The sequence below is a fragment of the Microbacterium gilvum genome, assembly GCF_039543865.1.
Classification (GTDB): domain Bacteria; phylum Actinomycetota; class Actinomycetes; order Actinomycetales; family Microbacteriaceae; genus Microbacterium; species Microbacterium gilvum.
On record NZ_BAABKO010000002.1, the window covers coordinates 215,059 to 228,383 of the forward strand.

At 69.0% G+C, this 13,325-nt stretch carries 11 protein-coding genes; 3 read left to right on the plus strand and 8 right to left on the minus strand.

All coding sequences use genetic code 11. The annotated features are described in order from the left end of the window. Window positions 1-31: 31 nt before the first annotated feature. Entirely contained in the window at window positions 32-949 is a 918-nt protein-coding gene (locus ABD998_RS06810; RefSeq protein WP_345437341.1) for a sugar phosphate isomerase/epimerase family protein, read from the minus strand. Window positions 950-1,036: 87 nt separating this feature from the next. On the opposite strand from ABD998_RS06810, the gene ABD998_RS06815 reads away from it, so the two are divergent. Then, window positions 1,037-2,026, plus strand: coding sequence for a LacI family DNA-binding transcriptional regulator (locus ABD998_RS06815; RefSeq protein WP_345437343.1), 990 nt, complete (start codon window positions 1,037-1,039; stop codon window positions 2,024-2,026). Between the two features lie 410 nt (window positions 2,027-2,436). On the opposite strand, the gene ABD998_RS06820 is transcribed toward ABD998_RS06815, so the two are convergent. Both ABD998_RS06820 and ABD998_RS06825 read right to left on the minus strand, forming a co-directional pair. Then, window positions 2,437-3,327, minus strand: a complete 891-nt coding sequence (locus tag ABD998_RS06820; protein WP_345437345.1) for an aldo/keto reductase — start codon at window positions 3,325-3,327, stop codon at window positions 2,437-2,439. Beyond that, window positions 3,324-4,835, minus strand: a complete 1,512-nt coding sequence (locus ABD998_RS06825) for an MFS transporter (protein ID WP_345437347.1) — start codon at window positions 4,833-4,835, stop codon at window positions 3,324-3,326. Before ABD998_RS06825 ends, ABD998_RS06820 begins: the two co-directional genes overlap by 4 nt. Window positions 4,836-5,016: 181 nt before the next feature. Here ABD998_RS06825 and ABD998_RS06830 point away from each other — a divergent pair, with 181 nt between their 5' ends. Then, the gene (locus ABD998_RS06830; protein ID WP_345437349.1) at window positions 5,017-5,910 is read left to right on the plus strand and encodes a helix-turn-helix domain-containing protein; all 894 of its coding nucleotides are present in this window, start codon (window positions 5,017-5,019) and stop codon (window positions 5,908-5,910) included. A 337-nt stretch (window positions 5,911-6,247) separates the two neighbouring features. On the opposite strand, the gene ABD998_RS06835 is transcribed toward ABD998_RS06830, so the two are convergent. Genes ABD998_RS06835 through ABD998_RS06850 form a run of 4 tightly spaced genes read right to left on the minus strand, consistent with a single transcriptional unit; the run spans window position 6,248 to window position 11,285 of the window. After that, a complete protein-coding gene (locus tag ABD998_RS06835) occupies window positions 6,248-7,096 on the minus strand; it encodes a carbohydrate ABC transporter permease (protein WP_345437351.1) in 849 nt (282 codons plus the stop codon). After that, on the minus strand, window positions 7,093-8,016 hold the full coding sequence (locus ABD998_RS06840; protein ID WP_345437353.1) for a carbohydrate ABC transporter permease: 924 nt from the start codon (window positions 8,014-8,016) through the stop codon (window positions 7,093-7,095). The genes ABD998_RS06835 and ABD998_RS06840 overlap by 4 nt, the downstream gene beginning before the upstream one ends. 55 nt (window positions 8,017-8,071) lie before the next feature. Beyond that, window positions 8,072-9,355, minus strand: coding sequence for an ABC transporter substrate-binding protein (locus ABD998_RS06845; protein WP_345437355.1), 1,284 nt, complete (start codon window positions 9,353-9,355; stop codon window positions 8,072-8,074). Window positions 9,356-9,413: 58 nt separating this feature from the next. Then, window positions 9,414-11,285: a glycoside hydrolase family 127 protein gene (locus ABD998_RS06850; RefSeq protein WP_345437357.1), complete on the minus strand. Its 1,872-nt coding sequence runs from the start codon at window positions 11,283-11,285 to the stop codon at window positions 9,414-9,416. A 111-nt stretch (window positions 11,286-11,396) separates the two neighbouring features. Here ABD998_RS06850 and ABD998_RS06855 point away from each other — a divergent pair, with 111 nt between their 5' ends. Further along, window positions 11,397-12,431, plus strand: coding sequence for a LacI family DNA-binding transcriptional regulator (locus tag ABD998_RS06855; protein ID WP_345437359.1), 1,035 nt, complete (start codon window positions 11,397-11,399; stop codon window positions 12,429-12,431). A gap of 33 nt (window positions 12,432-12,464) precedes the next feature. Here ABD998_RS06855 and ABD998_RS06860 read toward each other — a convergent pair whose 3' ends face one another. Continuing rightward, window positions 12,465-13,256: an SDR family NAD(P)-dependent oxidoreductase gene (locus tag ABD998_RS06860; protein WP_345437361.1), complete on the minus strand. Its 792-nt coding sequence runs from the start codon at window positions 13,254-13,256 to the stop codon at window positions 12,465-12,467. Between the last annotated feature and the right edge of the window lie 69 nt (window positions 13,257-13,325).

The window sequence follows — 13,325 nt, forward strand, 5'->3', positions numbered from 1 at the left end:
GATCTCTCCTCTGAGACGGGGTCGGATGGGGTCAGCGGAAGCGCACGGGCGCGCCGCAGGTCTCGATGTACGCACGCGTGCGCCGGGCGATCTCGAGCGGCTGCGCGAAGTCGGCGACGGGGTACATGTCCTGCTCGACGATCGCGAAGAGGCCGGGGTTCGCGATCGCCGCCTCGGCGAGCAGCGACCCGTACTCGGGCACGCCGAGCGGCGGCTCGACCATGACGCCGTCGCGCACGGCTTCGGCGAACGGGATGTCGTTCTTCAGCACGTCGGCGAGGAGGTCGGGCTCCACCTGCTTGAGGTGCAGGTAGCCGATGCGCGAGGGGAACGCGCGGATGAGCCGGACGCTGTCGCCCGCGTAGTACGCGAGATGGCCGGTGTCGAGGCAGAGGTTGACGTAGCGCTCGTCGGTTCCCTCGAGGAGGCGCACGACCTCCCGGTACGAGCCGATCGGGCTCTCGGCGTGGGAGTGGAACTGCTGGCGCATGCCGAGCTCCTCGAAGAGGCGGCGGCCGATCTCGTCGTGCCCCGCGAGGAACGTCGACCACTCGTCCGCGGAGAAGGCGCGGTCGCCCTGGACCGTGCCGTCGGCTGCGCGATCCCAGAGCTGCGGGATGACCACGACATGCTCGGCGCCGAGCGCGTGCACCACCTGCGCGACCTCGCGCACATCGACCCACGCGCGCTCGACATCCCCCGCGTGCAGGGCCGTGAACACGGTTCCCGCCGACAGGGCGAGATCGTGGCGCGCGAAGTCGTCGCGGAGTCGCGCGACGTCGGTCCCGAGGTAGCCGAACGGGCCGAGCTCGGTGTAGTGGAAGCCGGCCTCCCCGACCTCGCGGAGGTACTGGGCTGCGGGCGGCTGGACGGGGTCCTCCGCATTCCACACTCCCCAGGAGTCGGGCGCGATCCCCACGCGGGGGGCGGCGGCGTCGCCAGCGGTCATGAGCTTCCTCGCTTCGATCCGTGTTTGTCAGGACATGACAGAATCTAGAGCGCTCTAGATACTACTGTCAAGCCCGGGAGGTGATCCGTGCCGCGGACCACGATGGAGGATGTCGCACGCGAAGCGGGCGTCTCCCGCGCGCTCGTCTCCCTCGCCTACCGCAATGCGTTCGGGGTGAGCGAGGCGACCCGCCGGCACATCCTCGAGGTGGGAGAGCGACTCGGGTACGTCCACAACCGTGTCGCCGCGCAGCTCGCGACACGGGGCTCCTCCGCGCTCGGGGTGTTCCTCCAGGACCTCCACAACGACCTGTTCGCCGGCCTCTACGACGGCATCCGGGAGGTGGCGGAGGAGCACGGACGAGAGCTCGTGCTCGCGATCGGCTCACGCGACGAGGATCGCGACGCCGCCTCGCTGACCACGCTGCAGGGCACCCGCGTCGCGGCGATCGTCGCGGCGGGTCTGCGGCTGCCCGACGCCGAGGCGCTCACGCACTCGGCGCGCACGCCACTCGTCGCCGTGGCTCGACGCATCCCGGGCGTCGACAGCGCGTACTCCGACAACCTCGTCGGAGCGCGGCTCGCGACGGAGCACCTGCTCGCGCTCGGTCACCGCGACGTCGTCTTCTTCGCGAACCCCCCGGCCGACGGCTACCGCGACCGCGGCCGCGGATACGAGGCGGCGATGGCCGGCGCCGGCCTCCGACCGCGCACCGTCGTCACGTCGTACGCCCGCGAGGAGGTCGCCGCCGAGGCCGCGCGGCTCTTCGACGCGGTGGATCCGCCGACGGCGGTGTTCGCGCACAACGACCAGGCCGCGCTCGGCGTGCTCGACCTGCTGCACGCGCGCGGCCTGACGCCGGGAGCGGACGTGTCGGTGGTCGGGTACGACAACTCGTCGATCTCGAGCGCGCCCGGCACGGCGCTCACGACGATCGACCTGCACGGCCGCGACCTCGGCCGTGCAGGCGCCCGGATGGCGATCGCCCGCACTTCGGATCCCGATGCGGCCCCCGCGCTCGAGGTCTCCGACCCGACGCTCGTCGTCCGCCGGACGACGGGGCCGCCCCCGCGCTGACGCGGACCGCTAGCCATCCTCGCGGTTGGTCACGCCGATCGCGGTCATGAGGGCGATGTGGACCGGACGGGCGCCGGTGGCGTTTCACCCTGGGTTTCGAGACTCACGTCACGGTGTGAGGGCAGCGACCCGTACCAACCTGTCGCGGTGTCGACGCCGTCGACGTAGTCGCTCACGTCGGGCGCCTGCTCCGGTGAGCAGCCGGTCAGGGCCGTGCTGAGAAGCACGACCCCGACGGCGGCTGAGCTCCCTGCCGGCGTCGAGCGCGGCGTGGATGATGCGGATGCTGTCCTCGACGTCCTGGTTACCTCAGGGACCGAACATCATCGTGCCGAGGCAGAGCGGGCTCACGGAGACGCCGGTGCGTCCGAGGAGACGGTTGTCCATGATGGTGTCCTTCGCTGAATGGGTCAGGCTTCGTCGATGACGCGGTCGTAGAACGCGGCTCGCGGCTGGTCGGGGTCCGGGCCGCCGCGTACGCCCGTGTCCAGGGCGTCGATGCGGTGGAGGTCGTCCCTGCTGAGCGCGAAGTCGAACACGTCGAAGTTCTCCGCGATGCGGGCCGGGTTGGTGGACTTGGGGATGACGGAGCGGCCCTGCTGGATGCCCCAGCGGAGCATGACCTGGGCGGGGGTCTTCCCGTGGGCACGGGCGATGTCCGCGATGGTCGCGTCGTCGAGGACGCTGCGGCGGGTCTCGTCACCCCACCCGGGGTAGAACGTGATCCCCCCGATGGGTGACCACGCCTGGGTGAGGATGCCGCGCGCGGCGTCTGCTGCCTGAACCTCAGACTGAGTGAAGTAGGGGTGCAGCTCCACCTGGTTCACTGCCGGCACGACCTCGGTCTCTCGGATCAACCGCTCGAGGTGGTGGGGCATGAAGTTGCTGACACCGATGGCGCGGACCTTCCCGTCAGCGAGCAACGTCTCGAGCGCCTTGTAGGCACCGATCGTGGTGTCGAACCGGTCCGGTGCGGGCTGGTGCAGGATCAGCAGGTCGAGGGTGTCGATACCGAGCTTGCCGGTCGCCTTCTCGAACGCGTGGAGAGTCTTCTCGTACCCGAAATCCGACACCCACACCTTGGTCTCGATGAAGATGTCGTCTCGGTTCACGCCGGAGCGGCGGATGCCTTCCCCGACCTCACGTTCGTTGCCGTAGGCGGCGGCGGTGTCGATGTGCCGGTACCCGACGCGCAGCGCTTCAGCGACGGCCGCGGCGGTCTCTTCGGGGGCGGACTGGAACACGCCCAGCCCGATGGCCGGGAGGGTGACGCCGTTGTTGAGGGTGAGGGTCGGGGTCATGCGTGGTTCTCCTTTTCTGCGAAGACGCGCTTCGCGACGGTGATCAGGCTGCGGCCCCGGGAGGGCCCGGTGTTAGCTCCCAGCGGGTCGCGACCGGCCCGGCTCGCGGCGCGGGTGGCGGGTGCGATGAGCACCGCGGCGGCCAAGAGGGAGAGCGTCAGGAAGATGCTGCCGACCGTGAGGGCCGCGGAGGCTTCCGCCGTCACCGCGGCCGCGGTCCCGGTGACACCGGCCTCGGCTGCGGTACCCACCGCGACGAGGATGCCGAGTCCGAGGGAGGAACCCACCTGGTGGAAGGTGTTCACGACCCCGGATGCGGCTCCGGCATCGGAGGCGGTCGCCCCGGTGATGCCGAAGTTGGTCAGCGGCGCGAACGCGAAGCCCTGGCCGATACCGATGAGTAGCATGGGCAGTGCGACGGCGAGCAGGTAGTCGCTGTCGGTGGTGATGCGGCTGAGCCACACCATGCCCGCGAGGGTGAATGCGACGCCGATCAGCAAGGTCGCGGTGTTCCCGAACCAGGCGGTCAGGCGAGGGATGAACATGGCGACCGCGAAGTTCACGAGCGTCATGGGGAGGAACGCGAAACCCGCCTGGAGGGGCGTGAACTCGAGGGCTTCTTGCAGGAATTGGCTGGTGAAGAAGAAGAATCCGATCATCGCGCCCATGTACATCAGGCGTGCCAGGTACGCGCCGGTGCGGATGCGGCTGGCGAACAGCCGGAGCGGCATGATCGGCTGCGCCGCACGTGCTTCGGCGAGGACGAACAGCGCGAGCACGACAGCCGCGGCGGCGAACCCCGCGAGAGTCGGAGCAGCCGTCCATCCCGATTCCGCCGCGTGGAGGATCGCGAAGACGAGGGATCCGACGCCGACCGTGGAGGTGACGGCTCCGAGGATGTCGAATCGTCCGGGCAGCTTCGCGGCACGAGGAAGGAAGCGCGGAGCGAGAAGCAGCATCGCGATTCCGATCGGGACGTTGATGAAGAACCCTGCCCGCCACGTGATCCATGACGCGGCGGCCCCTCCCACGACCAGGCCCAAGCTCGCGCCGATCCCGGCGGTGGCGGAGTACCAGGCGACTGCACGTGCGCGTTCCTCACCCTGGAAGCTCACCGTGATCAGGGAGAGCGCTGACGGGGCGATCACCGCGGCACCGATGCCCTGCACCGCACGTGCCGTGATCAGCCACCATCCGGCCGGTGACAGGGCGATCAGCAGCGACGCGATGGCGAACACGATCAGGCCGAAGATGAACACGGACTTGCGGCCGAGGAGGTCCCCCGCACGGGCGCCGAGCAGCAGCAGACCGCCGAAGACGAGTGTGTAGGCATCCTGCACCCACGCGAGCTCCGTCGATGACAGGGTCAGGTCGGCCTGCAGGCTGGGCAACGCCGTGAAGATGACGGAGTTGTCCAGGAGGATCATGAAGTAGCTGACGAGGACGATCGTCAAAATCGCCCCCTTGTGGAGAGGGGTGGTGCGCACCGCATCGGTGGTCGTGGTCATCGGTTTCCTTCCCACGTCCATGTCAGCACCGGCGATGTTCGGGCGGCAGTGTCCGCTGTCCCAGGTACTGCCGGTACTCCCCTCGCGGCAGACAGGTCATCAAGCGCGACGGGCCCGTTCCGGTGTGCCCGGTAACGGCAGACCCTCCCTCGAGCCGCGCGGGCGGCGTAGGTTCGTCCGCATGGACCACCGTGGCGAAGTGCGAGAGTTCCTCTCGACCAGGAGGAACCGGATCACCCCCGACCAAGCCGGCCTGCCCGCATTCGGCGGTAACCGTCGAGTCCCCGGGCTCCGCCGCGAAGAGGTAGCCCTCATGGCCGGTGTCAGCGTCGACTACTACACGCGCCTCGAGCGCGGCGACCTCTCCGGCGCCTCCGACAGCGTTCTCGACTCGCTCGCCCGAGCACTGCACCTCGATGACGCCGAGACGGCTCACCTCTTCGACCTCGCGCGAACGGCGAATGCCTCCCCCGCCGCACGCAAGCCGCGAAAGGCTGCAGACACCATCCGCCCCAGCATCCAGCGTCTCCTCGACGCGATCACGGATGCACCAGCGATGATCCGCAACAACTACTTCGACTACGTCGCCGCCAACAGGCTCGGTCGCGCACTCTACGCACCCCTCTTCGCGGAGCCGGCACCGAACAGCGCCCGCTTCGCATTCCTCAACCCAGCCGCTCCGGAGTTCTATGTCGAGTGGGAGAAGAACACCCAGGAGCTCGTGGCCACGATGCGCGGAGAAGCCGGCCGCAACCCCTACGACAAGCGACTGACCGCTCTCGTCGGCGAGCTATCGACACGCTCCGACCGGTTCCGCACGCTCTGGGCCGCCCACAACGTCCGCTATCACCGCACCGGAGTCAAGAAGCTGCGCCACCCCGTCGTCGGACCGCTCGAGCTGACCTACGAAGCCTTCGAACTGCCCGCGGACCCTGGCCTCACGATGTCGACCTACACAGCAGTACCTGGTACACCCTCAGCAGACGCGCTCAAACTCCTCGCGAGCTACACCGCCACGACCGTCCCCAAAAGCGCCAGCGGGGAGCCGGTGGGGTCTGAGCGACAGGGAGCGTAGTCCGCCGAGAGTTGCTGACGGGCGAAGTCGCCCGATCCAAGACGGCGGGGGTATCGGAGAACGGGCCTGCTTGAGAAATAGGTGCCGGTTTCGGGGAGGCCACGCCACACGCGGCCGCCCCGCGGGGGTCGTCGGGGACGACCCAGCGCACTCCCGCGAGCCGATCACGCCGGAGGAGCGCGCGATGCTCGCCCGGGCGGGAACGACACGGCCTGGTTCGCGTATCCCGGCTACGCCCCGGACACGGTCTGGGAGCGGCTCGGCGCCCGCGGAGTGGGAGCAGCCTGCCGCCGGCGGAGCATCCGCATCGGGGAGCTCGAGGTCCTCGGCGTCCAGCTCACTTCAGCGCCCCTCCCAGGAGGCCCGCGACGTAGTACTTCTGCAGCACCAGGTAGACGACGACGCACGGGACGACGGTGATGGCCACACCGGTCTGCATGAGGCCGAAGTCGAGCTGGAAGTTCGCGTCGGCCGACAGGATGCCGATGCTGACGGGGAGGGTGTACAGCTTCTGGTCGGTGATGAGGATGAGCGCGGCGAAGAACTCGTTCCAGGCGGCGAAGAACGACAGCAATGCGGTCGACACGACCCCGGGTACCGCGACAGGGAGCATGACTCTCCACATGGCGCTGAATGCGGTGGCGCCGTCGATCTGCGCCGCCTCCTCGAGCGAGGATGGGATCGCTGCGAACGAGTTGCGCATGAGGAAGATGCCGAGCGGCAGGTTGAAGGTCGCGATGACGAGCGCCACGCCCACGAGGGTGTTCTGGAGGCCGATGTCGCGCAGCACGAGGTAGAGCGGGGTGATGATCGCCTGGAACGGGATCATGAACGTGATCAGGGTGATGAAGAAGGCGATGCTGCTTCCCCGATAGGGCAGCTTCGCGAACGCGTATCCGGCGCAGGTGCTGACCACGACGGCAACGCCGGTCGCGAGCAGCGCGACGAAGGCGGAGTTCCCGGCGCTCTGCCAGACGCTGAGCCCCCGACGGGAATCGAAGATCTGCGCGAGGTCGCTGGGCCCGACCTGGGACAGCATGACCCCGATCGGATAGAGGAAGAGGACGGCGAGGCAGACGCTGATGACCCACCACGCGACACGAGGCAGTATCCGCTGACGGCGCTGAGGGCGCTGGGTGGCGTTGGGCAGGACGACGAGGGTCGTCGAGGAGAGCGTGGCGGTCATGAGTTGTCCGAGTTCCGAAGGAGAAGCATCTGCACGGCGCTGACGACACCGAGGGCGAGCATGAGCAGGATGGAGAGAGCAGAGGCATAGCCGACGTCGAACTTCACGAAGCCCGATCGGTAGATCTCGAACACCGCAGTGATCGTCGACCCGGCAGGACCGCCCGTGGTCAGGATGTAGAACTGATCGAACGCGAGCAGCGAACCGGCGACGGAGAACACCAGCACGAGCGCGAGCGTCGGGCGGAGCAGCGGGACGGTGATGTGCCAGAAGCTCTGCCAGGGGATCGCCCCGTCGATGCGCGCTGCCTCGTTCACCTCGTCCGGAACGCCTTGGATGCCGGCGAGCACGAGGAGCATCTGGAGCCCGACGACCTTCCAGGTGACCATGGCGACGACGATCGCGAAGGCGGAGCCGAACTCGGCGAAGAAGTTCCGGGTGGGGTCGATGAGGCCGAGATCGCCGAGGAGAGTCGTCGTCGGTCCGATGTCGGACTGCCACATGAACAGCCAGATGTACGACCCCGACGCGAGGCCGATGACGACCGGGAGGAAGTAGATGGTCTGGAAGAAGCGGTGAGCGCGGGTGCCGCCTCGGACGAGGAAGGCGAGCAGGAACGCCAGGATGATGAGGATCGGCGTGGTCACAACGGTGTAGAGCAGCGTGAAGCCTGCGGCGCGGAGGAAGCCCTCATCGCGGAAGGCGGCGATGTAGTTCTCGAATCCGGTGAACTCGGGGACGCCGAGCAGCGGCCAGTCGTGCAGGGACATCACGACCGTCCGAACAAGCGGCCAGACGAAGAAGAGGCCCAAGAGGACGAAGGCGGGGAGGCTGAGAAGGAGCCCGAGACGTCCTCGTCGTCGAGCGATGCGGTCGGTGCGCGTCCGTGTCGGCGGCGCTGCCTGCGGAAGTGCGGTCATGGTGTCTCTCCGGAAGGGCCGGGGCGGCCGGCGTGGCCGCCCCGGCGAGGACGTGTCAGCTGTTGGCGTCGTCGAGAAGCGCCTGAGCGGCCTCCTGCGCCTTCGCCTGCGCGTCCTCGACGCTGCCGGGTCCGAAGACGGCCTCCTGGATCATGGTCGACCAGACGCCGTTCGGGTCGTTGATGATCTCGTTCTCGATGACGCTGTAGGGCACGCGTCCGACTTCGAGAGCGTCGGCGAAGACCTGGAAGCGCGCGTCCTGCGAGATGTAGAGGTCCTCCAGCAGGTCGAGCCGCGTCGGCATCACGCCGTTCTCCGCGATGATCGCCTGCGCGTCCTGACCGGTCGCCCACTCCAGGAACTCCCACGCGCCGTCGGGGTTGTCGGCTCCGGCGGGGATGGTGAGGTTGTCACCGCCCGCGAACGAGCCGATCTGCCCGTCTTCGGCGCCCGGGATGGGGGCCACGCCCCAGTCGAAGTCGGCTTCCTCCTCGAGGGAGCTGAGGAAGAAGGTGCCCCAGTTGTAGATGCCGACCTTGCCCTGGTTGAACGCGTCGCCCGCGTTGGACCCGCCGTCTGACTGCACGAGAGCGGGCATGGCACCCGACTCCCACATGCCGCGGTACAGCTCGAGGGTCGATGTCACCTCGGCGCTGTCGAATCGCGCGTCGATGCCGTCCTCGGAGAGCACGTCGCCTTCCTGTGCCCAGACGTACGGGCCCATGGAGAAGATGTTGCATCCGCCGCAGGCACCGGAGAATGCGAAACCGTAGTCGCCGTCTCCGGCCGCGGCGATCGCGTCAGCGGCTGCCCTGACCTCGTCCATGGTCGTCGGCGGAGCTTCCGGGTCGAGCCCGGCAGCCGCGAACAGGTCCTTGTTGTAGAACATCGCCGAGACGTCGGCGGTGAACGGCACCGAGTACACCGCGTCCTCGTACACGCCCTGGGCCACGTGTCCCGGGCTCATGTCGTCGGTGTAGTCGAGGCTGTCCCACTGATCGCTGATGTCGGATAGCGCTCCGACGGAGGCGAAGTACGGCACGTAGACGAGGTCGAGCGATGCGATGTCGGGGGCGTCGCCGCCTGCCGCCGCCGTCCCGAACTTCTGCACGTAGTCGGCCGAGGTGACGAGGGTGATCTCGACCTGGGTGTCATGGGCCTCGTTGAACGCGTCAGCGAGCTGCTGCATGAACCGGGACTGCGAGTCCCGCACCCACATGGTGACCGTACCGCCGCTCTCGGCTCCGTCTCCCCCGCCGGACGTGGAGCAGCCGGCCAGGCTGATGCCCAATGCCGACACGGCGGCCAGGGCGATGAAAGGCTTCAGGTGACGCCTCATTGCGTGGTTCCTCTCTGAGTGGTGAAGGGTGTCCGATTGCTCGGCAGCGTGGAAGGTGTCAGACGGTCGGCACCCACACGCGCATGGCTCCGGGGGCGCGGTTCGCCCACCGGAAGTAGGGAATGGCTCGGATGTCTCCGAGCTCGGTCGCGGGAGCAGATTCACCCGCCGAGTACAGGTCGGCCGCGTCGGCGCGACGGCGGGCGCCGCCGATGGCCAGCGTCGGCGCGCCGAGGCTCGCTTCGACACCTGCCTCAGAAGCGACGGGCTCGGTCGGGATGAGCACGTCCTCCAGTCGGACGCCGGCGGGCAGGTCTGCTTCCTCGAGGCAGTAGTAGACCGGCCCGCGACGCAGCGCCAGTGCACCACGCGCGCCGTCCACCCACGGATGGGCTCGCTCGAACACCGGCTCGACAGGCAACGTGAGCGTGACCGTGGACACGCCCGCCTGGACGGTCGTATAGCCGTCCTCGACCGGGCGGTCGTCGCTGCCGTCGGTGGAGAGCGTCGCGCCCCGCGCCCACGCGGGCACGCGAAGGTGCGTCTCCCGCACCGTCGGCGCGTCGAAGGCGATGCCGATGCGCCCGTCCCACGGGAAGTCCGTCGTGACCGTGGCGGTGATGCCGTCGCCGATGTCGTAGCGTCCCGCTGCGTAGAGGTGGAACTGCACCGCCTCATCCGTCTCCGTCAGGAGATAGGCGTTGATCGACGAGAGCAGTCGCGCGAGGTTGGGCGGACAGCAGGCGCAGAAGTACCAGTCGAGACGCGTCGAGGGGGCGTCCTCCTCGTGCGTGTGCCCGGAACGCAGCTGCAGCGGATTGGAGTAGAAGTACGACCTGCCGTCGATCGACGTCGACACCGCGATCGCGTTGTAGAGGCCGCGCTCGATCTCGTCGGCGTAGCGTGCGTCGCCGTCGAGCAGGAGCATCCGCCAGTTCCAGTGCAGGTTCGCGATGGCCGCGCACGTCTCGGAATACGCGCGGTCGGCCGGCAGCTCGTACGGGTCGCCGAACGACTCGCCGCGGTGCCGTGAGCCGAGGCCGCCGGTGATGTACATCTTCTGCTCGTGCACGCTGGCCCACAGCGCGTCGAGCGCGTCGCGGTACCCGGCGTCCGCCTCGTCGAGCTCGACGTCGGCGGCTCCGGCGACCAGGTACAGCTGGCGCACGGCGTGTCCGGTCGCCTCCCGTGCGTCCTTCACCGGCGTGTAGTCCTGATAGTAGGCGCCCCCGAACGCGCCCTCGCCGATGGTCCGGTACCCCCGGAGATCGAGCATCCGCTTCGCGAGCTCGCGATGACGGCCGTCTCCGGTGAGACGGGACAGCTCGACGAGCGCCGTCTCGATCTCGGGATGCCCGTCGATGTCGTCCCGACCGCCCGCGCCGAAGGTCTCGTGCACGAGCTCGACATAGCGCAACGCGATCTCGAGCAGGTCGGTCCGACCCGCGTGGGCCCACGCGACGGCCGCCTGGATGAGATGCCCGAGCTTGTACATCTCGTGCCCCTGCGTCAGGTCGGTGAACCGCTCCCCCGCCCGCGGACCCTGGTAGTAGCTGTCGAGGTAGCCGTCGGGCTCCTGCACCGCCGCGAGCAGGCGGACCGACTCGTCGACGAACTGCAGGAACTCCGTCACATCGCCGCGCGCGGCCTCCCATCCGATCGCCTCGAGCGTCTTGTAGAGATCGGAGTCGGCGAACAGCGGCCCGCGGAAGGGGGCCTCGCTCTCGCCCACGAGACGGCGCAGATTGTCGAGGACGCCGGTCGACTCCAGACGGGCGATGACGTGCGGAATCGTCTCCCCTCGGTTCACCCGCTGCCAGTCGCCGAGGAAGCCGTCCCCCAGCTGCACGCGACGCAGATCCATCGGCCGAAGCGTGGTGGGACGGGCCGGCGCGGCAGGGGCGATGAGCGAGTCAGAGACGCTGACCATGGTTCTCCTCGATGAGATCGATGTCCGTTTGTCGGTAGTACACCGGTGCACTACGGCGATAGTACACCGGTGCACTAGACTTGCAATAGGCAATTCAGGATGGTGGGGACGATGAACAGCGCACCGACGATGGCGGACGTCGCCCGGGTGGCCGGGGTCTCGAAGAAGACCGTCTCGAACTACTTCAACGGGTACCGCTACCTGCGGGACGAGACGCGCGCCCGCATCGCCGCGGCCGTCGACGAGCTCAACTACAAGGTCAACATCTCGGCGCGGAACCTCAGCTCAGGGCGCACGGGGGCGATCGGCCTCGCCGTGCCGGAGCTCGCGCACCCGTACTTCTCGCAGTTCGCGCAGGCGGTCGTGGCTGCCGCGCAGAGGAACGACGTGAACGTGCTCGTCGAGGTCACGGGCGGCGACCGTGCGCATGAGCTCGCGATCCTGAGTGGGGGCCGGGGGCGCTCCGTCGACGGCTTCGTGTTCGGGCCGCTTGCTCTGGGTGCCGACGACATCGCCGCAGCGACCGTGGACGTGCCGATCGTGCTCATCGGCGATCGGGCCGACGCGTCGCGGTTCGACTTCGTCACGGTCGACAACGAGCGCGGCGCCTACGACGCGACCCGGCACCTGGTCGCGGGCGGGCGCCGGCGCATCGTCGGCCTCGGCGCCGAGCGCAGCGATGCCCCGGCCGCCGCGTCGCTGCGCGCGCGCGGGTTCTTCGCGGCACTCCGCGACAGCGAGCTGCCCGTCGACGACGACCTCGTCGTCGGGCCGATCGCGTGGACGAGATCGGCCGGCGCCGCCGCCGTGCACGCGTTGATCGAGGGCGGCGCGGAGTTCGACGCCGTGTTCGGCCTGAATGACGCGCTGGCCCTCGGCGCCCTCAGCGCCCTCCAGGCGCACGGCGTCCGCGTGCCAGAGGAGGTCGCCGTCATCGGCTTCGACGATGTGGACGAGGCGCGGTTCGCCTCGCCGCCCCTCACCACGATCGAGTCGGGTCTCGACTGGGTCGCCGCGCGCGCCGTCGACCTGCTGCTGGAGCGCATCGCGGGCGCGGCCGGCGGACCGCGCGCCGAGATCGCCGGGCATGCCCTCGTGCAGCGGGAGACGACTCCGCGGGAACCGGCTCCGTCGCCGCCCGTGTGACAGGGATCGGGGCGCCGCCCGGCCGCACCCGCATCACAGCATCGCCGTGAGCACACCCCCGTCGGCGCGGATGGCCGCCCCGTTCGTCGCCGACGACAGCGGGCTCGCGAGGTAGACGGCGAGGTGCGCGACCTCGCGGGGTTCGAGGAAGCGCTCGAGGAGCGTCGTCGCGTTCTGCCCGATGACGGCCGCCTTGACGACGTCCTCCGGCGCTCCCTGCGCGTCGGCGATCGCGGCGACCGCGCCGGCGACACCCTCGGAGTAGGTGGGGCCGCCGAGGATGGTGTTCACGGTGACTGCCGTGCCGCGGGTGAGCTTCGCCAGGCCGTTGCCGAGCGCGATCATGCCCGCCTTCGTGACGCCGTAGTGGATCATGTCGGCGGGCACGTTGACGCCCGACTCGCTGCTCACGAGCAGCACACGGCCCCAGCCGCGCTCGAGCATGCCGGGGAGCAGCCGCCGCGAGAGGCGCACAGCGCTCATCAGGTTCACCTCGAGATAGCGCGCCCAGTCATCGTCGTCGATGTCCGCGAACTCCGCGAGCCCGAACAGGCCCACATTGTTCACGAGGATGTCGACCTCGCCGAGCTCATCGTGAAGCCGGTCGACCTCGTCGACCCGTGCGAAGTCGGCAGCCACCCCGCGATGGACGACGCCGGGATGAGCGGCGCGGAGCGCCGCCACCGCCCGGTCGACGCTGTCCGCCGACCGGCCGTTCACGACGACGGCCGCCCCCTCCGCGGCCAGCGCCGAGGCGATCGCGAACCCGATCCCCTGCGTCGATCCGCTCACGAACGCCGTCCTGCCCTGCAGCTGAAGATCCACGGATCCCGCCCTCCACTCATCATTCACTTTCCCAGGCAAGCAATGCTGGCACGATTGACTTTCCTGAGC